This is a genomic window from Cohnella hashimotonis (assembly GCF_030014955.1).
GTDB lineage: Bacteria > Bacillota > Bacilli > Paenibacillales > Paenibacillaceae > Cohnella > Cohnella hashimotonis.
Genome location: NZ_JAGRPV010000001.1, coordinates 5,252,062 through 5,277,279, shown reverse-complemented (window position 1 = coordinate 5,277,279; position 25,218 = coordinate 5,252,062). Strand labels below are relative to the sequence as shown.

The following is a 25,218-nucleotide window of genomic DNA, read 5'->3' as shown; positions in this document are numbered from 1 at the left end:
CCCGCCTGCGCGGGCAGCCTTTATTCGGAGGAGGAGAAGACGGATGCCGCGTATTTACGACATCAGTATGACGATCGAAGAAGGCATGCAGGTATGGAAAAACTACGAGGCCAAAAAACCGAGTATCGCGAATGTGCAAAATCACAATCAAGGCAAGCCGCACGAGAGCTTGCTGACGATGAACGTACATACGGGGACGCATGTGGATGCGCCTCTTCACATGCTGGCCGGCGGCGCTACGATCGAGACCATCCCGCTGGAGCAGCTGGTCGGTCCGGCGCGCGTGCTCGACCTGACGCACGTCAAGGATTCGATTACGAAGGACGACCTCGTGCCGTTTAATATCCAGAAGGGCGAGCGTCTGCTGTTTAAGACGAGCAGCTCATTCAGCGAGGAATTCCTGATGGACTTCGTCTTCCTGCGCGAGGATGGGGCGCGTTATCTGGCCGATATCGGCATCGCCGTCGCCGCTACGGACGCGCTCGGCATCGAGCGCGCGCAGGCGGAGTACCCGACGCACCGCACGCTGATGCGCGCAGGCATCGTCATCGTCGAAGGCGTGCGCCTGAAGGACGTCGCGCCGGGTTCGTACTGGCTTGTCGTCGCGCCGCTCAAGATGACCGGCATCGACGCCGCACCTGCAAGGGCGCTGCTGATTGGCGACTAATTGAATGTACAAGAATGTACGCAATGTACGAGAATGTACGAGAATGTACGAGGCAGAATCGGGGCGCTGAGCGTCCCGATTTTTATTTTGCCAATAGGGCGGATGCGCTCCGTCTCCAGACCGAGGCCGCTAAGCTGCTGCAGACCGAAGCGAATTCTTACGGTCCGGATTAAAATTAAATTCGCAGCCGGCTCATTTTGCTCGTTTACAACGTAACAGTGTTATGTTACATTGTTTTCAGAGGTGAGAAGCATGGAGCGCGAATTGATTTCAAAAAAGGACCTTCTGGAGCTGATGGGCATTTCATACGGTCAGCTGTACCGCTGGAAGCGCAAGCAGCTGATCCCGGAAGAGTGGTTTATTCGCAAGTCTACGTTCACGGGACAGGAGACCTTCTTCCCGAAGGATATGATCTTGGCGAGAATCGATCGGATCATGAACATGAAGGAAGATTTATCGCTGGATGAATTGGCCGACAAGCTGTCTCCTTTTCAATCCGAACTATCGTTGTCCAAACGCGAGTTAATAGAACGTAACATTGTTTCGGAGTTGTCGATTTCTCGTCTCAGCACACCGGCACAATCGAATGAGCAGGAAGCCTATTCGTTTGCGCAGCTCTTGTATTTGTACGTAACGGATCAACTGCTGTCTGCAGGAGAGATCAGTCTTGTCGAGAGCGACCTGTTGATGGAGACGCTGCGCAGTCACTTTCCCCGCTACGAAGGCAAGCCATGCGAGCTGCTGTTCATGCGAAAGATGGGCGTGACGATGTTCGCGCTCGTCGCGGCGCCGCCTACGCTGTACTTCGATGCCGGCGTCAAGGTGGTTGCCAGGCTGCAGTTGGCGGAGATCGCGGAGCAGCTAAGGAGCAAGCTGAACTGAAGAGAGGATGATAAGGGATGGACAGCGGAATGATCGGCGATCTGAAAATGGATGGCATCGGAACGGCGGCGGGCGGCGTCTACAAGAAGGTGGCGCTGAACGGCGTCTGTAAAGTGGCGACCGACATCGAGGCGCAGCTCTTCGACGCGGACGGGCGAATCCGGGTAGGCGGTCACTTGGCGGCAAGCGAGCTGGATCTCGACGGCACGCTTGACGTCGCCGGCGGCGTAAGAGCCGGCGCGGCCGCAATCGACGGCGTAATTACCGTTAAGGGGGCGTACGCGGGGCAGCGCCTGCGTCTGAACGGCATGCTGGCCGTCGGCGGAGACTGTGAGATGGACGCGCTCGAAGGGGAGGGCGCCTTTAAAATCGGCGGGCTGCTCAACGCGGGCACGATCGATCTGAAGCTGCAGGGAAGAGGCACCGCGAAGGAGATCGGCGGAGAGTCGATCCGTATCGGCAAAGGCCGGACAGGCGCTTGGCAATCGCTGTGGCAGCGGATGCTGCCAAGCTTCGCTCAGGAGCTCGTAGCGGACACGATCGAAGGCGATTGGATCGAGCTGGATCACGCGACGGTAAAAGTCGTGCGGGGGGATCGGGTGACGATCGGCGAAGGCTGCGTCATCGATCGCGTGGAATACCGGACCGAGCTTCGCAAGCATCCGTCGGCCCGAATCGGCGAGGAGGCGAAAGTAAATGGTTAATCAAAGTCGGCCCGCTCTCAAATTGCTAGGATCCAGCTCTTCGAACGGCGGCGTCTTCGGCCAAGTGAAGGTTACGGGCGAGTGCGAATTTCGCGGAGACCTGGATTGCAGCAAGCTGGCTTGTACCGGCGAAGTTGACGTTCGCGGCGGGCTGAAGGCGGCTGCGGTCAAGCTTACCGGCACTTGCGGCGTGGAGGCCGACCTTGCGAGCGGGGAAATCGGCGGTACGGGCGAATTAAAGGTGAAGGGCAATTTGCGCAGCGAAAAGGTGAAGCTTTACGGCCAGCTCGCCGTGGACGGAGATGCCGAGCTCGGCGAGGCGGTGCTGCGCGGCGCCGTTGTCTGCGGCGGTCTGCTCAGCGCGGAGCGGTTGGAGCTCGGCTTGTACGGGCCCAGCTCCGTAGGCGAGCTTGGAGGCGGCAAGCTTCGCGTGCGCCGAAGCCGGATCGGCGCCCTCAAAAATTTAGTAACGCCATCGGGCGCTGCCTCGCTGAAGGCACGAACGATCGAAGGCGACCAGATCGAGCTGCAGTATACGGAAGCCGATGTCGTAAGGGGCGGGGACGTCGTCATCGGCCCGGGGTGCACGATCGGGCGCGTCGAGTACCGGCGAGAGCTGCGCGTAGACTCGCGCGCCAAGGTCGGTCAGCGCGTACGCATTTAATTCGATATTCAATTTCGTTCAGGAGGTTTAATCATGAGCGCTTCGCAAGGCAACAAGCTGGGCATCGTTCTAGCCGGACTGATGCTCGGCATCTTTGTGGCGGCCATCGACAACACGATCGTCGGCACCGCCATGGCGACGATCGTCTCCGAGCTCGGCGACTACGACAAGATCGTCTGGGTCACTTCCGCGTATCTCGTCACGGAAATGGCGGGCATGCCGATCTTCGGCAAGCTGTCCGACATGTACGGCCGCAAGCGGTTTTTCATTTTCGGCATGATCATGTTCCTGCTCGGCTCGGTTCTATGCGGGACGGCGACAAGCATTACCGAGCTGTCGATCTACCGGGCCATCCAGGGCATCGGGGGCGGCGCGCTCGTGCCGATCGCCTTCACGATTCTGTTCGACGTCATCCCGGTCGAAAAGCGCGGCGGCATGTCGGGCATCTTCGGCGCCGTATTCGGCACCTCGAGCCTCGCCGGACCGCTGCTCGGCGCCTACATTACCGACCATGTCCACTGGCGCTGGATTTTCTACATCAATCTCCCGTTGGGCTTGGTCGCGTTGGCGCTAATCGTATTCGGCTACAAGGAATCCCGCGCGCATCTGAAACAACGCATCGACTGGTGGGGCGCCACCACCCTCGTCGGCGCGGTCGTCAGCCTCATGTTCGCGCTTGAGCTGGGCGGGGGCACGTATGCGTGGGATTCGGCGAAGATCGTCTCGCTGTTCGCCGCGGCGTTCGTCCAGTTCGCGGTATTCCTGTATGCAGAGACCAAGGCGGCGGATCCGATCATCTCCTACGCCATGTTCCGGCAGCGGCTGTTCGCTTCGAGCACGGTGGCGGGTTTGTTCTACGGCGCGGCGTTTATCACGTTTGCGATGTACATCCCGATCTTCGTACAAGGCGTGAACGGCGGTTCGGCGACGAATTCGGGGCTCATCCTGCTGCCGCTTACGCTGGGCTCGGTCGTATCTTCGCAGATCGGCGCATTTCTCGCGATGAAGACGTCTTATCGAAATGTCATGATCTTGTCCGCCGTTATCCTCGTAATCGGGGCGGCGCTGCTGTCGACGATTACGCCCGATACGTCGCGAGCGACGCTGGTCTGGTACATGATCGTCACGGGCGTCGGCGTGGGCTTCTCGTTTTCGGTACTCGGCATGGCCAGCATGCACGGCTTCGGGGCGAACCAGCGCGGCTCGGCAAGCTCGACGATGTCGTTCGTGCGTTCGCTCGGCATGACGGTCGGCCTGACCGTCTTCGGCATCATGCAGCGCAACTCGCTCGCGGACAAGTTGAAGGAAGCGTTCGCCGGTTCGGACAATGCGCAGGGCGCCGGCTCGGCGCTCGGCGATATCAGGCAATCGTTGACCCCGGAAAATCGCGCCAACATTCCCGAGGGTACGCTGCATAAGATCGTAGAGGCGCTGTCGTCCTCCATTTCGCATATGTTCCTCTGGTCGCTCGTACCCGCGGGGCTCGCGCTCGCCACCGTCTTTTTCATGGGCCGTTCGAAGCTTGAGATCCCCGCAAAAGGGGGAAAGCCGGAAATGGCCGCGGGTGGCCATTGAGGGGCAGTACAGCGGCGCGGCATTTTGGGCAGGTGCACGCCGCGCATTTCATATTGAGTTCATATACCGGTCGTAAGATGGCGACAGTTCAAAGCGCGGCGATGCCGTCATAGACGGAGGCGGCTCCGCCGATTTAAAGGGGTGTAAACGCAAATGGCTATGGCTCCACTCGCGCAAGCCGCGATCGGACGCAAAAACAACAAAGCGCTCGTACTGACGGGACTGATGCTCGGCCTGATTTTCGCGGAGCTCGACGAGACGATCGTCTCCACGGCCATGCCGACGATTATCCGGGATCTGCACGGGCTGCCGCTGATGGGGTGGGTGGCCGGCATCTACATGCTGTCCATGACGCTGTTCATGCCGATTCTCGGCAAGCTGGCCGATCTCTACGGCCGCAAACGCGTCTATCTCGCGTGCATCGGGCTGTTCATCGCCGGCTCGTTCGTCTGCGGGCTCGCGCAGTCGATGCCGATGCTGCTCGTCGGACGGGGGATTCAAGGGATCGGCGCAGGCGGCCTGATGCCGCTCGCGATGGTCATTCTCGGCGATACGTACGAGCTCGAGCAGCGCGCCAAGCTGCAGGCGTTGTTCGGACCGCTGATGATCCTGCCGCAGCTGCTCGGACCGACGATCAGCGGCGAGCTGATCTCGCACGTCAACTGGCATTGGATTTTCCTGATCAACCTGCCGTTCGGTATCCTGACCGCGGCCGTTATGTGGATCGGGATGGTGGAAAAGAGAGGCGAAGAAAAGAAGAAGATCGACTGGACCGGCGCCGCGACGCTCATGCTCGCGCTGCTGTCCCTGCTGCTCGCGCCGGTGCTCATTGAGACGCAAGGGCTATCGTGGAGTTCGCCGCTGATTATCGGCATGCTCGTCCTGTTCGTCGTCTTGACGGCGCTGCTCATCTGGATCGAGCGGCGCGTCGAAGAACCGATTATCCCGCTCCATCTGTTCCGCAACCGCAACGTCGTCGTGCTGTCGAGTCTCGTGTTCATCCTGATGCTGGGCGTCATGGGCACGTTCGCCAACTTCCCGTTTTTCGCGCAGAACGTCATGGGCTTGTCGCCAAGGGCTTCCGGGTATCTGAACCTGGCGTTCATGGGCGGGGCGATACCGTTCAGCATTCTGGTCGGTTTCCTTATCACGCGCGTTGCCTACCGTACGATTTTCATTATTTCGTTTACGCTGCCGATCGTCGCCCTGGTGCTGATGCTGCAGTTTGGCATCGACGTTAGCGTGATCTTCGTCGTCGTTACCTTCGTCATCATGGGCGTCGGGCTCGGCGCGCTGTTCGGCGGAGACAATCTGATCGTCCAGGAGTCGGTGAGCAAGGAAGAGAGCGGGATCGCGCTGTCGACCGTACAGCTCTTCCAGTCGATCGGGGCGTCCATCGGACTCAGCGTGTTCGGCTCGCTGCTGGCCGGCGACATCAAGAAGGGCATCGAGGGCATCGCGGACCAATTGCCGGCGGGCACCGCGAGCGAGATTCAGACGGGCGGCATTCCGAAGGGGCTCGCGCCGGATCTGCTCGAACACGTGAAGACCGCGTTCTCGGGCGCGTATCACAATCTGTACGTGATTTCGATCGTATTCGTCTGCATCGCCTTCGTGCTCTGCTGGTTCCTGAAGAAGGAAGTGCTGCAGAAGCGGGAAGACGGAGACGCGCCGCTGGCGCATTAAGCTGCGAATCTATCGGCAAAGGACAGGAAGCCGTGTTGCACCTCAGGGTGCAATGCGGCTTTTTACGCGTGCGGGCCGCGCTAACTTACTTCGCCGCATGCCCTTTGCTCGCTCCACGCTCACCGCCGCCATCGCGCAAAAATGCGCTATTTTCGCCGCATGCCCTTTGCTCGCACCACGCTCACCGCCGCCATAGCGCCAAAAATGCGCTATTTTCGCCGCATGCCCCATGGATCCGCCGCAGTTCACCTCCTGGACCGGGCACAATATGCTATAATGTAGTTTGCCATATTGTCCAAGAGAGGAATCCGTGATTCATGAGCAAAGCGATCCGCGACGAACTTAAGCAAGAAGTGGCGAAGCGCCGCACCTTCGCGATCATATCCCACCCCGATGCGGGCAAAACGACGCTGACCGAAAAGCTGCTGCTGTTCGGGGGCGCGATTCATATCGCCGGCTCGGTCAAGGCGCGCAAAGCCGCCCGCCACGCGACCAGCGACTGGATGGAGATTGAGAAGCAGCGGGGGATCTCCGTCACTTCGTCGGTCATGCAGTTCCAGTATGCCGGCAAAAACGTCAACATCCTGGACACCCCCGGTCACCAGGACTTCAGCGAAGACACGTACCGCACGCTGACCGCCGCCGACAGCGCGGTCATGCTCATCGACGTCGCCAAGGGCGTCGAGGCGCAGACGATCAAGCTGTTCCAGGTATGCCGCAAGCGGGGCATTCCGATCTTCACCTTCATTAACAAGCTCGACCGCGAGGGACAGAATCCGTTCGAGCTGCTCGAGGAAATCGAGCGCGTGCTCGGCATCCGCTCGGTGCCGATGAACTGGCCGATCGGCATGGGTCGCGAGCTGTGCGGCGTCTACGACCGCATGAAGAAGCAGGTCGAGCTGTTCCAGGGCAACGACCACTCCACGATCGAGGTCCGCCCGGCTGCCGACTACAACGATCCGGCGATCCGCGAGATGGCGGGCGATTATCTCGCCGACCAGCTGGCGCAGGATCTCGAGCTGCTTGACGTGGCAGGCGATCCTTTCGACTACGAGAAGGTACGCGCGGGCGAGCTGACGCCGGTCTTCTTCGGCAGCGCCGTCAACAACTTCGGGGTGCAGACGTTCCTCGAGAACTTCTTGCAGCTGGCCCCGGCGCCGACGTCGCGCCGTACGACGGAAGGCGAAGTCGAACCGGACGACGAGAAGTTCTCCGGCTACATTTTCAAGATCCAGGCGAACATGAACCCCGCTCACCGCGACCGGATTGCCTTCCTGCGCATCTGCTCCGGCAAGTTCGAGCGCGGCATGTCCGTCAAGCATGTGCGCACCGGCAAGGACATCAAGCTGTCCCAGCCGCAGCAGTTTCTCGCACAGGACCGCGACATCGTCGATACCGCCTACCCGGGCGATATTATCGGCTTGTTCGATCCGGGCATTTTCCGCATCGGGGACAGCCTCGCGCAAGGCGCGAACCTGACGTTCGACGAGCTGCCGACGTTCTCGCCGGAGATTTTCGCCAAGGTATCGGTCAAGAATGCGCTGAAGCAGAAGCAATACCTCAAGGGCCTCGATCAGCTGACCGAAGAGGGCATGGTACAGGTGTTCCGCTCGATCGGTCCGTTCGAGGATACGTATCTCGGCGTCGTGGGTCAGCTTCAATTCGACGTCTTCGAGTACCGCATGAAAAACGAGTACGGCGTCGACATCCAGCTCGCGCGCACGCAGTTCCAGTTCGCCCGCTGGATCGTCGCCGACAAGCTCGATGCCTCCAAGTTCCGCATCAACTCGACGCTCGTCAGGGACAAGAACGACAATAACGTCGCCTTGTTCGAAAACGAGTACGCGATGCGCACCGCCGTGGAACGCATGCCCGACGTGAAGTTCCTGGAAACGGCGCCTTAAGGCGCGTCGGTTCAATTTTTTCAATATCGCAGCCAGAGCGAAGGCCGTCCCGCAACGCACAATCGGGGCGGCTTTTCTTGTGGCGCGCCGACATTGTCGGTTGTCCGAAGGGACGGGGTTCGGCTATAATGAAAGCCATATACAAGTTTGGGGCAAATCAAGGCAAAGGAGCGGACCGAATTGGCTACTTTAAAGGATATCGCGGATCAAGTGGGCGTATCGATCTCCACGGTGTCCAGAGTCGTCAACAACGATACGAGCCGTTCCGTCAACGCAGACACGCGCCAGCGCATATGGGACGCGGTGGCGCAGCTTGGCTACAACCCAGGCAAGACGGCGAAGGACGGCGCGGGCTCGAAGCGCGGGATATCCGCGCGGCAGCCCGATATCGGCAAGGTCGGCTGCATCGTGGCGGTTAATCAGAACAAGTACAATCATCCGTACTTTTCTCCGATTCTCGAGGGCATCGAGCGAGGCATTCAGGAGCACGGCGGAGAATTGGCCTATATACACAACGGCGAAGATCTCAAATCTCCGGAGATGCTGCAAAAGGTGATCCAGGACGGCGGGGTGGACGGCATCATCGTCGTCGAGAGCATCGATCCGGTCGTCTACGACGCGATCAAGCGCCATATCCCTTGCGTTGTCGGCATCGACGTGTCCGATCCGTCCATTCCGAGCGTCGGCTACGACCGGCTGGCGGCGGCGAAGCATGCGGTACAGCACCTGATCTCGCGGGGGCACCGGCATATCGGCTTCCTCGGCGGCTCCGGCAGGTCGCTCGACATCACCAAGGAAAAAAGATACCGCGGCTACAAAGAAGCGATGGACGAAGCGGGACTCGCGATCCATAAGGAATGGATCCTCGATACGGAATGGAATGCGGAAAAAAGCTATACGCTGATGAAGCGGACGCTCGAAAAGCCGGCCAAGCTGCCGTCCGCATTTCTGGCCGCCAGCGACATGATGGCGATCTCGGCCATGCGTGCCGTATTCGAGAGCGGTCTGCGCATTCCCCAGGATGTCGCCATCGCCTCCATCGACAATATCGACTTCGCCGAGTACGCGACGCCGCCGCTGACCTCCGTACATATTCCCAAGTTCGAGATCGGCTGGGTGGCGGCCAAGACGCTCGTCGACGTCAGACAGAACAAGTACCCGCTTCCCGTCAAGATTACGCTTCCGTTCGAGTTAATGGCCAGACAATCGACCTGATGCGGCACCATTCGTACGCCCTGCCCGTTTATGCGGTGCAGGGCCTTTTGTTTTCCATGGAATTTTGGATTTATTTGCGGCAAAATGCAAGAAAAATTTGCGTGAAAAGCAGTTTGTGCACATTCTCTAAATCAAGGGCTCTGCAAGCGCTTAGATCGATAAAAACCGAATGTTAGATTGTGCTACCGTCATAAGTAATCGTATTTTACGAATATTTACGCCAAATAAAGTCCAAAAAACCAAGGAAAAATTCATCCAAATTGCATTAATAATCCTTGACGGTTTTCTGATATTCGAATAATATTTAAATTGTAATCCAAACAAATAAAGTTTGGCGCAAACACATCGGAGTTGGGGGACACGATATACGATGAATAAAATTCGGCTGGCACTGATCGGCGTTGGGGATATGGGGACCGGCCATGCGATGGGATTCGATCAAATCGAAAACTGCGAGATCGTCTGGGTCGCGGATCCGAGCGAATCCAACTTGGCAAGGGCGATGCCGTACATAAGAAGAAACAATCCCGGCATCGTTGCGAGTTACTTGGAATTGTTGGAACACATCGACACCTTCGACGCCGTCGTCATCTCGCTGCCCAATTACATGCATCGCGATGCGGCGGTGCCGTTTATCGAGCGCGGCAAGCATGTGTTTCTGGAAAAACCGGTCGCGCCGACGCTCGGCGAATGCGACGAGATCATCGCCAAGGCGGAAGCTGCGGGCGTGATCCTGCAGATCGGCCTCACTTACCGTTACTCCAACATCTATCGCCGGATGCGCAGGGAACTGGATGCCGGGCGGCTGGGAGACGTCACCATGATGTGGTGCAAGGAATTCCGCGATCCGTTCCCGCCGGTGGACTGGTTCTATGACGCTTCCAAGTCGGGCGGCGCGCTCATCGAGAAGGATTGCCATCATTTCGATATTTTCAACTGGATGATCGATTCGAAGCCGCGCCGCGTGTTCGCGTCCGGCGGCCAGCACGTGCTGAAGGACGGTCAGCCCAACGTCATCACCAATTCCTATACGCATTACGAGACCCGGACGCTCACGAGCACTTCGATCGTCGACCATGCCTGGGTCATCGTCGAATACGAGAACGGCAGCAAGGCGAATCTCGGCCTCTGCATGTATCTGAAACCGAGGAACCTGATGGACGAAGGGCTCGAGATCGGTCTGCTCGGCAGCAACGGCGGCCAGATGATCGCCAAGAAGGACAAGACGATCGACATCTTCGGTCCCGAGGACAAGAGCCGCGACCACATCGATCTGGACCACGAATCCGATTCGGTGAACGGCGGACATACCGGCAGCCAGCGGCAGCGGCACGCCTTCCTGAATTCCGTCGCCACGGGCGAAGCGCCCTATGCCAACGGCCGGATCGGCCGGGATGCGCTGCTCGTCGCGCTTGCCGCCGAACGTTCCATCAAGGAAGAACGTTACGTCTACATCAGCGAGCTGAGCTAAGGCCGACAGACAGGGGGAGTCCGCATGACCTCGAGGTGGAAAGAGGAAGGCACGTTTTTGTTGTTCATCCTTCCTTGGATCGTAGGTTTTCTCGTGTTTTTCGTCGGACCGGCCGCGCTGAGCATGATTTACAGCTTCGCGGATTACAACTCGGTGACGCCGCCGCAGTGGATCGGGTTCGACAACTACCGGGACTTGTTCAAGGATCAGATTTATTTGAAAAGCTTCGGCAACACGCTGTATTTCGTTTTTATCGCCGTGCCGGTCACGGTCATGTTCCAAATTCTGATCTCCGTCGTGCTGAACGTCGAGATCAAGGGCATTCGCTTTTTCCGCACGATCTATTACTTGCCCTACCTGGTGCCGCCCGTCGCGACGGTCATCATCTGGCTGCTGCTGTTCGGCACGGACGGCGGCTTCGTCAATCAGCTCCTCGAGGCCGTCGGCATCCCGAAGGTGGACTGGTTCGGCTCCGAGGGATGGAGCAAGCCGCTGATCGTGACGATCGGCATCTGGAGCTCGGGCGGACCGGTCCTGATCTTCCTCGCCGCGCTCAAGGGCGTGCCCGCCCAGCTCTACGAGGCGGCACGCATCGACGGCGCCAGCCGGGTCCGCCAATTTTTTACCATCACGCTGCCGATGATCTCGCCGACGATTCTTTTCTCGCTGGTGCTGCAGATGATTTATTATTTCCAGATGTTCACCGAATCCCGCCTGCTGAACAACGGTGGGCCGGACTACTCCTCGTCGACCTACATGCTGAATACCTACAATACCGCATTCCGCGACATGAAGTTCGGCTATGCGATGGCGCAGTCCTGGATTCTGTTCGTCATCATCCTGATCCTGACGTGGATCGTGATGAAAACGTCGAACCGCTGGGTCTACTACGAGAGCGATAAAGGGGGCGACGCATAGGCATGACTTACCGATTCAAAACGCCGCTGCAATACGTCGCGCTGCTCATCGGCCTGTTCATCTTCGCCGGCCCGCTGTTCTGGCTGCTGTCCACGATGCTCAAGACGCAGGAGCAGACGTTCAGATATCCGCCGGAGTTTCTCCCGCACCCGTTTACGCTAAGCGCCTTCGGACGGCTCTTCGAATCGATGCCGCTCATGGGCCGGTGGATCGGCAACTCCTTCGCGATCGCGGGCTCCGTCGGTCTCGGCACGATTCTGTTCTCCTCGCTGATCGCGTTCGGATTCGCCCGCACAAAGGCGCGTTCACGCAAGTTCCTGTTTGCCATCGTGCTGGCCACGCTTATGATTCCGGCGCAGGTGACGCTGATCCCGCTGTATCTGCTGTACCGGAACATCGGCTGGTACGATACGTGGCTGCCGCTCATCGTTCCACACGTGCTCGGCAACCCGTACTTCATCTTTTTGTTCAGGCAGTTTTTCCTCACGATCCCGCGGGAGCTGGACGAAGCGACCTACGTCGACGGAGGAGGTTACTGGACGATCTATTCCAGGGTTATTCTGCCGCTGTCCAGCCCGATTCTCGTGAGCGGCTTCATCTTCTCCTTCGTCTTTTCGTGGACGGACTTCTTTTCCCCGCTCATCTTCATCCAATCGGAAAAGCTGCAGACGCTCAGCGTCGGCCTCCAGATGATCATGGGCCAGACTTCGCACGACTTCCCGGTGCTCGCGGCCGGTTCGTTCCTCGCGCTGCTGCCGATCGGCGTCATCTACTTCTTCGCCCAGCGCTACTTCATCGAGGGGGTGGTCATGACCGGGATCAAGTAATCCCGGGGACACCCGTGAGAGCGCATCGAGGGGCAGGTCAATCATTCATCCACGTACAAGGAGGGCTCAACATGCAAACAAAGAAACGGATCGCGCAGCTCGCGGTACTGAGTCTGATCGGAACGATGAGTCTGGCGGCATGCGGCAGCAACAACAACGAGGGCGCGTCTTCGTCTCCAGCATCCAGCATTTCGGCAGGCGCATCGGCGAGCGCATCGACTCCGGCGTCCGGATCGGCATCGGCTCCGGCCAGCGCAGCCGACATCTCCGGCAAGGTAACGTATGCGCAATGGGGAACGAACGTGGAGACCGAGCAGACGAAGGAATTGCTCAAGGGCTTCAGCGAGAAATATCCGAACGTCGAGGTCGAGGTCGTCAGCAAGGACTGGGGCACGTACTGGACGGCGCTAACCGCGCAGGCTGCGGCCAAGGATCTGCCCGACGTGTACAAGATCAGCTATGCGTACGTGGACAAATACGCCAAGATCGGCGCGATGAAGGACTTGACCGATCTGATCGCCTCGACGGGCTTCGATACGAACAACTTCGAGCCCGGGGTGCTGGCCGCCCACCAGGTCGACGGCAAGCAAGTATCGCTGCCGCGCGACGCCAACACGATCGTGCTCTACTATAATAAAGGGCTGTTCGACGACCCCAAGACGAATCCGGCGGGCGCCGCTTATCCGGCCGGCGAGCTGACCTGGGATCAGGCGCTCGACATCGCCAAGAAGATGACGCTCGATCGTAACGGCAAGACGGCCGCGGACGCGGACTTCGACGCCAAAAACATCGTGCAATGGGGCCTGACGGTCGACGCGGCCGGCTCCGCCGACTCCGTGCTCGAGCCGCAGATCGAGTCCAACGGCGGCAAGCTCGTGAACGACGACAAGTCGCTCGGTCTCGAATCGCCGGAAGCCAAGCAAGTGCTGGAGTTTTACCGGGATCTGATCACCAAGCATCATGTGACGCCGACCTTCAGCCAGAGCCAGTCGCTCGCCAAGGAGCCGTTCCTGACGATGACGACGGGCAAGGTCGCGATGAGCTTCGCGGGTTCGTGGTCCGCCAGCGAATTCATCAAGGCCAATATCAAGTTCGACACGGTGCTGCCGCCGAAGTTCAAAGAGACGAAGACGGTCGTGCAGGTTGCAGGCAACGCGATGAGTCCATACAGCAAAAACGAGCAGGCCGCATGGGCGCTGCTGAGCTGGCTGGGCGGACCGGACGGCCAGATCGCGCTCGCGCAGCAGGGCCAGTCGATCCCGGCCAACAAGGCGGCCGCGGAAACGTATCTCGCCAAGGACGAAGGCTACAACAAGCAGACGTTCATCGATGCGCAAAAATACGCGATCTCCGCGCCGTTCTTCGACGGCAAGGAAAAGCTGCTGTGGGAAATCATCCCGCAAAAGCTCGCGCCGGCGCTGTCCGGCAAGGGCGAGCTTGACGGCGTGGTGAAGGAGATCGGGTCGCTTTACGGTAAATAAGAGAAGAAGCGCCGGCGGTCGCTTGACGCGAAGTCCGCCGGCGCGAACGGCATCGATCGAACAACAAGAATAGCGCAAAAGACAATGGGAACCGCATTTAACTTTGATTCAGTCCGTCAAAGCCTGCAGAACCCATTGTCTTTTCTTTTGCCTTTTTAAGCGATCGGCAGACGGGATGAAGGAGGATGCGTGGGATATGAAGGTGGATGACGGAATGAAGCTGGATGAGGGAATGAAGGTGGGTATCGGAATGAATGAAGACAAGGGCAAGAAAGGTAAGCGCTCGCATCTTAGGAGATGGCTGTCGGCGGGGCTGGTATTGACATTGGCCGCCGGCCTGGCGCCGACAGTCGGAGAGGCGACCGTGGCGGAAGCGGCAGCTGCAGCGCCGGCCAGATTCACGGGCGCGCCGTCCGAATGGGATGCGGTCGCGGCGGACGAGGCGGCGGGCGGAGGCTCGCTCAGCCTGCTGAAGGCCGTGCAGCGCGGGGGCATGCTGTACTTGCTGGCGGAGGGAACTGCCGTCGATCCGGGCGGCGTCTTCTTGATCGACGCGGACGGCGATCCGGCGACGGGGGCGCAGGAGCCGGCGTGGAGCGATGCGACGGGCATCGATTACCGGATCGTCGGCATGCAGGTGCAGCGCTATGCGGACGGAGCGTGGACGCCGGCCGGTACGGCTGCGTACGCCAATTCGGGCACGATCGCCGAGGCGGCGGTCGACATCGGGCTGCTTGGCTTGATCGCGTCGGCCCCGCTGAAGGCGGCGTATGCCGAGCCGGCGGCCAACGCGTTCCTGCCGGATGCGGGCAAGCCGATGCTGGCCGTCGAGGCCGAAGCGGCAGCCTTCGGACCCGACCCGGACATCGCGGTCGACGGCGATCCGGCGGATTGGTCCGGCTCCGAGCCGGTCGCCGTGTCCGCGGACGGACTCACGAAGCTGTACGCCGCGGCGAACGGCGACACGCTGAGCATCATGGTCAGCGGCAGGATGGGCGACTGGAACGACATTTTTATCGACACGGACCATAGCAAGGACACTGGCTTCACGACGAACTGGCTGTGGCCGGATTACGGCTTCGACTACATGATGGAAAACGGCGCGCTGTATGCCAGCACCGGCAGCGGCTGGGGCTGGAGTCAGCTCGCTGCGGAAGGCATTCAGTATGCCGAGTCCGGCTCGGGCAATGGAAAGGTCATCGAGATGTCCGTCCCGCTCGGGGAGCTCGGGATGACAGCCCCCGCGCCGCTGTATATCGGTTTTAACGTCGGCGAGGTGTACGCGCCGGCGCCGGCCGCCCAGGCGGCGAAGATCGTGCCCTCGCTGCCCCGCGTGACGGCGGACGGCAACGACGCCGAGTGGCCTGGCATCCGTCCGATCGCGACCGGCACCGGCAATATCCGGGATCTGTCGGCGTTCGTGAAAAACGACAGGCTGTACGTGCTCGCGCACGGCTACGACCTGTCGGGCGAGAAAAACCTGTTCATCGACGCGGACAACGATCCGGAGACCGGCCATCAGGGCTGGCAATATGCCGGTACCGGCGCCGATTATCTGGTGCAGAACGGCACCGCATACAAGAGCACGGGCAGCGGCTGGAGCTGGGAGGCGCTCGGCGCGGCGGAGAGCGTCGTGTCGAGCGTGTATGCCCCGTCCGGCGAAAGCGTGCTGGAGACGGTCGTCGACATGAGCGGCTGGGAAGCGAGTTCGACGGTGCGGGTCGCGCTGGGCGTTGGTGCCGACTACGCGCCGGCGGCTTCCGGCGCAGCGCGCTATCCGGCAGCCCTGTCCGAACGCGGCGCCCAGATCGCGGTCGACGGCGGGGACGGCGACTGGTCGGACGTCGACAACAAGGCGGCGTCGAGCGGCGGCTCGATTCGGCTGCGCGCGCTGCGCGACGGGGAGAAGCTGTTCTTGCTGGCGCAAGGCAGCGGTCTGAACACGCAGAACGAATACTTCATCGATGCCGACGCGGACGGCACGACCGGTCTGCAGGATGCCCGCTGGCCGGGCGACGGCATCGATTACAAAGTGTCGCGCAACACGCTTTATCGATATGACAGCGCCAGCGCCGGCTGGACGGCATCGGGCAAGGTGCAGAACGTGCCGGATGCGGCGAGCGACCTCGTCTACCTGTATCTGGATCAGATCGGGGCAACGACGGATAGCGGGCTTAAGGTCGCTTATGCGGCGAAAAACGTCCTGGCGCTGCCCGGCGTCGGCCGGCCGATGCTGGCGGTGCAGGCGCTGGTCGAGCAGCCGTCCGAGGCGGGCGTCTACTATCCGCGCGAATCGTTCGACGTGCTGAACAATCCGTACACCGGCTGGGTCGCCTGGGCGCGGGACGTGCCGAAGAAGGCGCTCGGCGAGCCGTATGCGCAGTCGCACAGCATGGTGTACGCCGGCATCAGCTGGCGCGAGCTCGAGCCGGTCAAGGGCGAGTTCGACTGGGCGGGCATCGAGGAAAAGTACCAGTTCGCCTACTGGGCGAGCCTCGGCAAAAAAATCAATCTTCGTATCGTGATGGACACGCCGACGTCGGACCCGGCGCATAAAGACATTCCCGACTGGCTGTACGACGAGCTGGTCGAGGCGGCGGGCTCCGCGGACGGCGTGGGCAAATGGTACGACTCGTCCGAGATCGGCGCGGGCTTCGCGCCGAACTACAACCTTCCCGTGCTGCTCGAGGAGCACGAGCGGATGATCGCGGCGCTTGCCGCCCGCTACGACGAGGATCCGCGCATCGCCTACGTCCAGATCGGTTCGCTCGGCCACTGGGGCGAATTCCACAACTACCCGGAGCCGCTGTCGGGCAAGTTCCCGAACGTCGCTGTATCCGACCGGTACGTGCAGCACTATCTGGACGGCTTCAAGCACAAGCTGCTCGGCATGCGCAAGCCGTTCCCGATCGCGGCGGCAAGCGGCCTCGGGCTGTTCAACGACGTGTTCGGCGATAAGGGCTCGACGGAATCCTGGCTAAGCTGGATTCGCGACGGCTGGTCGGACATCGGCCTGTATATCGAACCGGGCGAGAGCGCGGCCGAAGTACAGGCTGCGTCCAAGATGCCGGATTTCTGGAAAACGAGCTTCTCCGGCGGCGAATTCACGAGCGGCAATCCGCTGCTCTCGCTCGCCGACGGCAGCATCGTCGAGTCGCTGCGGGAAGCGCGGCTGTCCCATACGTCCTGGCTGGGACCGTCCGCGCCGGCGGACTACGAGGTGGGCAAGGGCGGGATCACGCAGGACATTCAAGAGAACATGGACACGTTCCGCAAGACGATCGGCTACCGGTACGTATTGAATGCCGTGAAGCACGACGGCGAGGCGGCCGCGGGCGACAAGCTCGAAGTAAAGACGCAGTGGACAAACAAAGGCGTCGCGCCTTTCTATTACGACTGGCCGGTCGCCGTCGCGCTGGCGGATGCGGACGGACGGGTCGTCGCGTCGAGCGTCACGAAGGCGAGCGGCGTCGACATTCGCGGCTGGCTGCCCGGCGACTATGAGGCGCCGCTGCCGCTGGATATCCCGGCAGATCTCGCGAGCGGCGAATACCGGGTGCTGGTCGGCATTCTCGATCCGGATACCGGCAAGCCGGGCATCAAGCTCGCGATCGAGGGCGACCGGGGTGACGACTGGGCGGCGCTGGATACGATCCGGATCGCGGGAACGGCGCGGCCGACGCCGGCACCGGCGGATGAGGTGCAGCAGGTCGCGTCGCTGCCTGCGCCGGCCGGCGGCAAGTCGACGGTCGCGATCGCAGCCGGCAAGACCGAGGTGCGGGTACCGGCGGATGCGGCGTTCGCGCTCGGCGAATCACTCGCCTTCGCGGACGGCGGCTTCTCGCTCGAGCTGCCGCCGGGCGTATTGAAGCAGCTTGCCGCGCTTCGCGCGGACGGCGGTTGGCAGGGCGGCGAGCTTTATGTCGTCAGGCGGCCGGGGGGCGAAGCGGCGGCGAAGGCGCTGGCTGCAGCTTCGACGGCGAGCGCGGTCTATCGCCAGGCGGGAGACGCGTACGAGCTGGAGCTCGGCGTAAGGAGCCCTGCCGGCGTCAAGACCCCGCTGCATCAATTCGACGAAGGACTGAAGCTGACGCTAAAACTGGCTGAAGGCGCGGATCGGGCGCTGGCGGGCATTTATGCGATTCCGGGCGTCGGAGCGCCTGAGTACGTCGGCGGTGCGGCCCGAGGCGATGTAGTCACGGCGACGGTCAACCATTTTAGCGTATACGCGGTGCTGGCTTTCGACCGCAGCTACGAGGACGTGCTTGCCGGACATTGGGCCGCGGGCGGCATCAAGTCGCTGTCGGCGAAGCATATCGTCCAGGGCATCGGCGACAACCGGTTCGAGCCGCTCCGCGCGGTGACGCGGGCCGAGTTCGCGACGATGCTCGTCAAAGCGGCAGGCCTTGCGGCAACGGCGGACGCGCCGGTCTTCCCGGACGTCCCGGCCGACGCCTACTATGCTCCCGCGGTCCGCGCGGCTACCGCGTTCGGCATCCTCCAGGGCAGAGACGACGGCCGCTTCGGGCCTTCCGATCCGATCACCCGCCAGGAAGCGGCGGTCATGCTGCTTCGCGCCTACGAAGCGGCGCATCCCGGCGAGGCGGTCCCGACGTCGGCCGCTAGCCAGTCCGCATTCGCCGATGCCGGACAGACTGCGCCGTGGGCGGAGCCGGCGGTCGGATTCACGATCGACCGCGGCCTGCTGAACGGGCTGCCGGGCGCCTTACTCGCGCCGGCGGGCATCGTCAGCCGGGCGCAGGCGGCCGCTATGCTCTCGCGGTGGCTGTCGATTTAAGCAAGTAAAACCGAAGAGCCGTACTTTCGCGAGTGCGGCTCTTTTTATTTTGCCAAAGGAGGTGGTGCGCCCGTTCGTTTAGCAAACGAATCACCGACGTTTCATCACTAAAAAGGAGCGTGAGTTAAATGTCGTTCGCGATTCAAGGCCGCCTCGGAAAAATCGTGCTGGCCTGGCTGTGCCTGCTGCTTGCCGCACCGTTCTCCTTGCTGATCCCGGGTCCGCATCATGCCTATGCCGCCATCGGCAAAGACCCGATCTACGGCAAGGTGCCCGGACTGAACGCCTACAGCCGCGTCATGATCTGGTACGGCACGAATACGGCTACCCAGGCGCAGCTGAACACGCTGAAAACGTACGATCTGGTCATCCTGGAGCCGACGATCCGCATCGTCAACGTGGCGAAAAACCAGTTCTACTTCGAGACGTTCACGCCGAACCAGGTCAACGAGGTCAAGCGGGGCACGGACGGCGTGCTCGGCACGGCCGACGACGTCATCGTGCTGGCTTATATCTCGGTCGGCGAACTGGCTACTTCAAGCGTCTTCACCGGGTTCACCGGCAATATGACGATCCAGAACGGCAAGGACGTCGGCCTGCTGCCGGCGGACTACGCCGGACCGAGCGGCCCGCTGCACGGACCCAATCCGTGGAATTACAACGCCGCCGGCGGCTATGTCGACGTCGAGGGCGGAGCGCTGCCGGACGGCACCTACAATTCGGGCTACAACGGCTACTCGGGCATCTCGATCGCCGCCGATTATTCGTCGACGGGCAGCCTGCTCGCCTGGGGCAACAAGGGACTCATGCCCTGGTACCTGGACCAGCAGGGCACCTGGGTGAACGATTCGCGCTACTTGTACGGTGGCTACTGGAAAAACGGCGACGGCGCCGTCGACACGAACAAGACATACGGCGGGGGCTATATCAACGGCGGCGATCCGACGTGGAAAAAACTAATTACGTTCATGACCGACAAGCTGGAGCACGACGCGGGCTATGACGGCGTGTTCCTGGATACGGTCGACACGCCCGATCCGATCGGCGGCGCGGGACCGACGACCTCGTGGGGACCGCGGGGCAACTTCGGGTTCACTGCCAAAGGCATGGTGGAGCTCGTCGAGGCGGTCAAGGCGGTCGATCCGACCAAGGTCGTTGCGGCCAACCGCGGCTACTGGTTTTTCAATCCGGACGAAGGCACCTCCCAATTTGCGGCTCGCTATCGTCACGCGATCAACCTTTTTCTCACCGAATCTTGGTACTACAATCCGTACATTACGTCCGGCTCCAAGTTTTACGACGAGAATGCCGCCTTCGCCGACAACTGGAACACGAATTCGGCCTCGCCGACCTACCGCAGCCGGGACAACTTCGGCGGCTTCTGGAAGGACTACATGAACGCGCAGGCCAACCAGGCCGACGGCTTCAATATCATCATCTGCGACTTCACTATCCCTTCGTCAAGCACGGCCAAATGGATGAACGAGGTTGTCGTGAACAGCGGCTATCTGGGCTACGACGTGAGCGGCGCGACCAACTTCACCAATATGTACGGCGACGCCAAGAGCTGGCTGGACGCGCAGGGCTATCCCGAAGCGTCGCTCGCCGGGACGCATCCGACCGATCTGTTCGGGGGCTTCAATATCGACGGCGACTTTACGGATTGGTCCGGCGAGACGCCCATCTACAGCGATCCGGCGGGGAGCAACGCCAAGGGCATCACCAAGGTGTATGCGAAGTTCGCGGGCGACAAGTTTTTTATGAAAATCGACGCCAAATCCGCGCTTAACCTGCAAAGCGAAATGATCTACTTCGATTACGACAAGAAAGGGAGCGCCGGCTGGCAGGGCGTCGCCTGGCCCGTCACGCCGGATTCGCGGATTTACTTCGAAAATGCGAACAAAGCTTATTTGGCGCCGCATGTCGAGGGCCAGGGGGATGTGTTCAAATTCCCGACGACGACGGTTACGAACAACGGCTGGCCGGTGCAGATCAGGCAGTCCGGCAATTCGGCCGAGCTGGCGTTCGACGCGGACTATGTTTTCCCGGGCGCCATGGCCGGCCAGGAGATCTGGACCTGGTTCCGCGTTGCGAACTTCGGCGGCTCGTCCGTGAAGTTCAATGTGCCGGGCACGCCAGCGGTGCCGGCGGCGCCGACGGGACTTGCGGCACAGCCGGGGAACGGTCAGATCGGGCTCTCCTGGAACCCGAATTCGGAAGCCAACCTCGCCGGCTACAATGTGTACCGCGGTGGCACGAAGCTGAATACGTCGCTTGTCGCGACGCCCGCCTATACGAATACCGGACTGACCAACGGCACTTCTTACAGCTATCAGGTGACGGCGGTCAATTCGGCCGGCGCCGAATCGCCCAAGAGCGCGTCGGTGACTGCCGTGCCCCAAGCGGCGACGGCGCCTGCCGCTCCGACGGGACTGATCGCGACGCCGGGCAACGGCCAAGTTGCGCTCTCCTGGACGGCGGCCTCGGATCCAAGCGTCACCGGCTATAATGTGTACCGCGACGGAACGAAGGCGAACGCGTCGCCCATCGCCGGCACGAGCTACACGAGCGCGGGGCTGACGAACGGGACGTCCTACAGCTTCCAGGTGACGGCGCTCGGCGCGGGCGGACTGGAGTCCGCGAAGAGCGCGGCCGCGACCGCGACGCCGACGGCCGGCAGCGGCTCCGGGATCGTCGTCGACGGCGCGGCGGCGGACTGGGCGGGCAAGGCGGCGCTCGCTACCGGAGCCTCGGGCGTGCAGGCGCTCAAGGCGGCGGATGCGGCCGGCAATCTGTATCTGCTCGCGCAGGGCGGCGGGCTGAACGTCAAAGGCCAGTTTTTTATCGACGCCGACAACAATCGGCTGACGGGCTACAACGCTGCGGGATGGACGGCGAGCGGCGCGGAGAGCGGCACCGAATATATGATCGAGAACAATATCGTCTACCGCAATAACGGCGCAGGCTGGTCGTGGACGGCCGTCCGGACGCTGTCCGGCTCGGAGTTCGTCCGCAACGACGGCGTCGTCGAGCTGTCCGTCCCGCTGGCGACGCTGAACGTGGCGGCCGGCTCGACGATACGGGTCGGCTATATCTCGAACGATTCGACGACCAACCGGCTGCCGGGGACGGGCACCGCGCTGCCGGCCTATACGATCGGCGGCGGGCAGACGACGCCGGACACGACGCCGCCGGCCGTCCCTGCCCGACTGACGGTTACGGCAGGCAACGGCGCCGCTTCGCTCGCATGGACGGCGGGCGGCGAACCGGACCTGGCCGGGTACTTCGTATATCGCGGCGGCGTCAAGCAGAATGCGACGCCGATCGGCGGGACCTCTTACACGGCGACCGGGCTGACCAATGGCACGACGTATGCGTTCCAGGTATCCGCAGTCGATACGAGCGGCAACGAATCGGCGAAGTCCGCCGCCGTGAATGCGACGCCGCAGGCACAGGCGACGATCGCGATCGACGGCAGCGCCGCCGACTGGAGCGCGGTCGCCGCGCTTAATTCGGGGGCGGGCGGAACCGTGACCGCCCTTAAGGCGAAGAACGACGGCACCTATTTGTATTTGCTCGCGCAGGGCAGCGGCGGCCTGAACGTCAAGAGCCAGTTCTATCTGAACACGGACAATCTGGCGACGACCGGCTTCAATCCGACCGGCTGGACGTCCGGCGGCATCGACACGCTGCTCGAAAATCAAAGTCTGTTCGCGTACGCCGGCTCGAACAACGGCTGGACCTGGACGCTCGCGAGCACGCTCGGCAGCGCGAGCTTCGTCCGCAACGACACCGTGCTGGAGGCCGCGATCCCGCTTGCCTCGCTCGGCTTGACGCCGGGCAAGACGATTCGTCTCGGCTTCGTCTCGAACGACTCGGCGACAAACCGGCTTCCCGGCAGCGGGGCACTTTATTCGTTTACGCTTCAATAGTTCGTTCAGCTAGGCGCAAAAGTTCCTTCGGCTGCAATTGAAGGGGCTTGCTTGGACAAGAGCGGCAATCGAAAACGCCCGAAACTGCCGGTCGTCGGCAGCTCCGGGCGTTTTCTCCATGGTTTGTTGCCCGCAGCGGTCAGCCTTGCCCCATTTGTCCCCGCGCTTCCCACGCCTCCGCCAGCAGCTCGGCGTTGATGCCGGCGCCCGCCATGGCGCCCATGGCGGCGGCCTGGATGAGCTGATTCATCTCGGTCGCGATGTCGCCGGCGACGAATACGCCAGGTACGCTCGACTTGCCCAGCGCATTGGTCGTCGCTACGCTGCCGGTCGGAGTCAGCTCGCAGCCGAGCGCTTGGGGCAGGTCGGAGCCGGCCACCAGCGTCGGCGCGAAAAAAATGCCGGTGCAGGGGACCGAGAAGCCGTCTTCGAGCTCGACCCGGTTAACCATACCGTCCTCGGAGACGATCCGGCGGATCGGCCCGTCATGCAGCGGAATATTTCGTACGCGCAGTTCCTCGCGCTGCGCGTCCGTCAGCTCGTGCGGACCGTTGGTGAACAAGATGATACGGTCCGACCAGCCAAGAATCGTCTTGGCGAAATGAAGGATGTGTTCGCCTTTGACGATGACGGCAAGCTCCCGATCGCGCAGCTCCCAGCCGTCGCAATACGGGCAGACGAACGCACTCTTCCCGTAGACGTCGGTCAGACCTTCGATCGCGGGCAGACGATCCTTTTTGCCGACGGCCAGCAACAGCTTTTTCGCCCGATAGGTACGGCCCTCCTTGGTCGAAATCTTGAAGTCGCCGTCCGCTCCCGCGATATCGACGGCGATATCCGCGGCGAACCGGACCGACGGATAGGCCCGAATCTGCTCGACGGCAATGCGTCTGAATTCGTCCGGCTTGATCCCGTCCCGCGTCAGAAATCCGTGCGACTCATGCGTGACCCGGTTGCGCGGCAGGCCTTCGTCGATCACGATTACGTTTTTTCTGGCTCTCCCGAGCACAAGCGCCGCATTTAATCCCGCCGGTCCGCCCCCGATGATCGCCGCATCCAGTAACTGTTCCATGTGCACGCTCCTTTTGGTGACATTATAGACTCTTTATATCCATGATTATAGCGGATAGGCATCGCGTTACGCAATCGTTTTTGCGCACAGACCCAAAATCGAACAAGAAACGGACAACAATGCGTGGGCGACAAGCTGTATAATGGAAGCGATTAACCCAATCGCGAAGGAGTATGATGATAAGCGTGAGCAAAAATCGGATCGGCCTGATCGGCTGCGGCAATATCAGCGCGATTTACCTGAAAAATCTTACGGCCTCGTCCGACGTGCAAGTCGTGGCGTGCGCGGACATCGACGTCGAGCGTGCGCGCTCGCGCGCGCAGGAGTTCGGCGTGCCGAAAGCATATACCGTCGAGGAGCTGCTCGCGGACCCCGAGATCGACATCGTCGTCAACCTGACGATTCCGGCCTCGCACGCCGAGATCAGCCGCCGCGCGCTCGAAGCCGGCAAGCACGTCTATCTGGAAAAGCCGCTCGCGGTCGAGCTCCAGGACGGTCGCGACGTCGTCGCGCTGGCCGAGTCCAAGGGGCTGCGCATCGCTTGCGCGCCAGAGACTTTCCTGGGCGGCGGCATCCAGACCTGCCGCAAGCTGATCGACGAAGGCGCGATCGGACGGCCGATCGCGGCGACGGGCTTCATGATGGGCAGCGGACCTGAAGCCTGGCATCCGGACCCTGTCTTCTTCTACCAAAAGGGCGGCGGTCCGCTGTTCGATATGGGTCCGTATTATCTGACCGCGTTCATTTTCCTGCTCGGCGGGATCCGCCGCGTCACCGCTTCCGCAGCAGTCTCGTTGCCCGAGCGCGTCATCGGCAGCGGAGCCAAGAAGGGCGAGCGCATCCCGGTCGAGACGCCGACGCATATCGCCGGCGTGCTGGATTTCGCATCCGGCGCGGTAGGCACGCTGATCACGAGCTTCGACGTTGCGGCCGGCACGAGCCAGACCAATGTCATCGAGATCCACGGCACCGAAGGCACGCTGCGCGTACCGGATCCGAATACGTTCGGCGGTCCGGTCAAGCTGAAAAAGCCGGGCGGCGACTATGAGGACGTGCCGCTCGCCTTCGGCTACGACGACAACATGCGCGGCATCGGCGTCATCGACATGGCGCGCGCGATTGCCGAAGGCCGCCCGCACAGGGCATCCGGCAGACTGGCGCTGCACGTGCTCGAGACGATGAACGGACTGCTCCAGGCGTCCGCCGAAGATCGCCACATCGCGCTTGAGCCGCTGGCGGAGCGTCCGGCGATCATGCCGGAGGGCGGCTTCGAGTAAGGCCGGTCAGCTATTTCATAGGTCATGCGGAAGCCCGGACGGTCAGAGATGGATACCGTCCGGGCTTTTTATGCCTGCTTGCCGGAGCGTCGCGATCTATAACGAAGAAAATGGCCGACAAACCGGTCGGGAAAGAGTTGAACTG

The 25,218-nt window shown here is 61.5% G+C and carries 16 protein-coding genes; 15 read left to right on the top strand and 1 reads right to left on the bottom strand.

Annotated features, from left to right (window positions below):
* Positions 1-43: 43 nt before the first annotated feature.
* From KB449_RS21260 to KB449_RS21195, 14 genes are all read left to right on the top strand, one after another.
* The gene (locus tag KB449_RS21260) at positions 44-667 is read left to right on the top strand and encodes a cyclase family protein (RefSeq protein WP_282910273.1); all 624 of its coding nucleotides are present in this window, start codon (positions 44-46) and stop codon (positions 665-667) included.
* 252 nt (positions 668-919) lie between these two features.
* The gene (locus KB449_RS21255) at positions 920-1,549 is read left to right on the top strand and encodes a YhbD family protein (protein ID WP_282910272.1); all 630 of its coding nucleotides are present in this window, start codon (positions 920-922) and stop codon (positions 1,547-1,549) included.
* A 17-nt stretch (positions 1,550-1,566) separates the two neighbouring features.
* A complete protein-coding gene (locus KB449_RS21250) occupies positions 1,567-2,253 on the top strand; it encodes a bactofilin (protein ID WP_282910271.1) in 687 nt (228 codons plus the stop codon).
* Positions 2,246-2,917 (top strand): hypothetical protein, encoded by a 672-nt coding sequence (locus KB449_RS21245; RefSeq protein ID WP_282910270.1) that lies wholly within the window; start codon positions 2,246-2,248, stop codon positions 2,915-2,917. Before KB449_RS21250 ends, KB449_RS21245 begins: the two co-directional genes overlap by 8 nt.
* Before the next feature lie 33 nt (positions 2,918-2,950).
* Positions 2,951-4,492, top strand: a complete 1,542-nt coding sequence (locus tag KB449_RS21240) for an MDR family MFS transporter (protein ID WP_282910269.1) — start codon at positions 2,951-2,953, stop codon at positions 4,490-4,492.
* A gap of 153 nt (positions 4,493-4,645) precedes the next feature.
* The gene (locus KB449_RS21235; protein WP_282910268.1) at positions 4,646-6,178 is read left to right on the top strand and encodes an MFS transporter; all 1,533 of its coding nucleotides are present in this window, start codon (positions 4,646-4,648) and stop codon (positions 6,176-6,178) included.
* A 317-nt stretch (positions 6,179-6,495) separates the two neighbouring features.
* Complete coding sequence (locus KB449_RS21230; RefSeq protein WP_282910267.1) at positions 6,496-8,082, top strand: peptide chain release factor 3; 1,587 nt, start codon at positions 6,496-6,498, stop codon at positions 8,080-8,082.
* Between the two features lie 180 nt (positions 8,083-8,262).
* Positions 8,263-9,297 (top strand): LacI family DNA-binding transcriptional regulator, encoded by a 1,035-nt coding sequence (locus KB449_RS21225; RefSeq protein WP_282910266.1) that lies wholly within the window; start codon positions 8,263-8,265, stop codon positions 9,295-9,297.
* Between the two features lie 370 nt (positions 9,298-9,667).
* Complete coding sequence (locus KB449_RS21220) at positions 9,668-10,768, top strand: Gfo/Idh/MocA family protein (protein WP_282910265.1); 1,101 nt, start codon at positions 9,668-9,670, stop codon at positions 10,766-10,768.
* Between the two features lie 24 nt (positions 10,769-10,792).
* Entirely contained in the window at positions 10,793-11,686 is an 894-nt protein-coding gene (locus KB449_RS21215; RefSeq protein WP_282910264.1) for a carbohydrate ABC transporter permease, read from the top strand.
* 2 nt (positions 11,687-11,688) lie between these two features.
* Entirely contained in the window at positions 11,689-12,513 is an 825-nt protein-coding gene (locus KB449_RS21210) for a carbohydrate ABC transporter permease (protein ID WP_282910263.1), read from the top strand.
* Between the two features lie 71 nt (positions 12,514-12,584).
* Complete coding sequence (locus tag KB449_RS21205; protein ID WP_282910262.1) at positions 12,585-13,994, top strand: ABC transporter substrate-binding protein; 1,410 nt, start codon at positions 12,585-12,587, stop codon at positions 13,992-13,994.
* 196 nt (positions 13,995-14,190) lie between these two features.
* Entirely contained in the window at positions 14,191-18,792 is a 4,602-nt protein-coding gene (locus tag KB449_RS21200; RefSeq protein WP_282910261.1) for an S-layer homology domain-containing protein, read from the top strand.
* 128 nt (positions 18,793-18,920) lie between these two features.
* Complete coding sequence (locus KB449_RS21195) at positions 18,921-22,724, top strand: fibronectin type III domain-containing protein (protein WP_282910260.1); 3,804 nt, start codon at positions 18,921-18,923, stop codon at positions 22,722-22,724.
* 139 nt (positions 22,725-22,863) lie between these two features.
* Here KB449_RS21195 and KB449_RS21190 read toward each other — a convergent pair whose 3' ends face one another.
* Positions 22,864-23,796, bottom strand: a complete 933-nt coding sequence (locus KB449_RS21190; RefSeq protein WP_282910259.1) for an NAD(P)/FAD-dependent oxidoreductase — start codon at positions 23,794-23,796, stop codon at positions 22,864-22,866.
* Positions 23,797-23,981: 185 nt separating this feature from the next.
* Here KB449_RS21190 and KB449_RS21185 point away from each other — a divergent pair, with 185 nt between their 5' ends.
* Complete coding sequence (locus tag KB449_RS21185) at positions 23,982-25,073, top strand: Gfo/Idh/MocA family protein (protein ID WP_282910258.1); 1,092 nt, start codon at positions 23,982-23,984, stop codon at positions 25,071-25,073.
* The last annotated feature ends 145 nt before the right edge of the window (positions 25,074-25,218 follow it).

Coding starts and splice junctions, on each gene's coding strand:
- KB449_RS21260 (WP_282910273.1), top strand. CDS start 44: ATGCCGCGTATTTACGACATCAGTATGACGATCGAAGAAGGCATGCAG.
- KB449_RS21255 (WP_282910272.1), top strand. CDS start 920: ATGGAGCGCGAATTGATTTCAAAAAAGGACCTTCTGGAGCTGATGGGC.
- KB449_RS21250 (WP_282910271.1), top strand. CDS start 1,567: ATGGACAGCGGAATGATCGGCGATCTGAAAATGGATGGCATCGGAACG.
- KB449_RS21245 (WP_282910270.1), top strand. CDS start 2,246: ATGGTTAATCAAAGTCGGCCCGCTCTCAAATTGCTAGGATCCAGCTCT.
- KB449_RS21240 (WP_282910269.1), top strand. CDS start 2,951: ATGAGCGCTTCGCAAGGCAACAAGCTGGGCATCGTTCTAGCCGGACTG.
- KB449_RS21235 (WP_282910268.1), top strand. CDS start 4,646: ATGGCTATGGCTCCACTCGCGCAAGCCGCGATCGGACGCAAAAACAAC.
- KB449_RS21230 (WP_282910267.1), top strand. CDS start 6,496: ATGAGCAAAGCGATCCGCGACGAACTTAAGCAAGAAGTGGCGAAGCGC.
- KB449_RS21220 (WP_282910265.1), top strand. CDS start 9,668: ATGAATAAAATTCGGCTGGCACTGATCGGCGTTGGGGATATGGGGACC.
- KB449_RS21215 (WP_282910264.1), top strand. CDS start 10,793: ATGACCTCGAGGTGGAAAGAGGAAGGCACGTTTTTGTTGTTCATCCTT.
- KB449_RS21210 (WP_282910263.1), top strand. CDS start 11,689: ATGACTTACCGATTCAAAACGCCGCTGCAATACGTCGCGCTGCTCATC.
- KB449_RS21205 (WP_282910262.1), top strand. CDS start 12,585: ATGCAAACAAAGAAACGGATCGCGCAGCTCGCGGTACTGAGTCTGATC.
- KB449_RS21200 (WP_282910261.1), top strand. CDS start 14,191: ATGAAGGTGGATGACGGAATGAAGCTGGATGAGGGAATGAAGGTGGGT.
- KB449_RS21195 (WP_282910260.1), top strand. CDS start 18,921: ATGTCGTTCGCGATTCAAGGCCGCCTCGGAAAAATCGTGCTGGCCTGG.
- KB449_RS21190 (WP_282910259.1), bottom strand. CDS start 23,796: ATGGAACAGTTACTGGATGCGGCGATCATCGGGGGCGGACCGGCGGGA.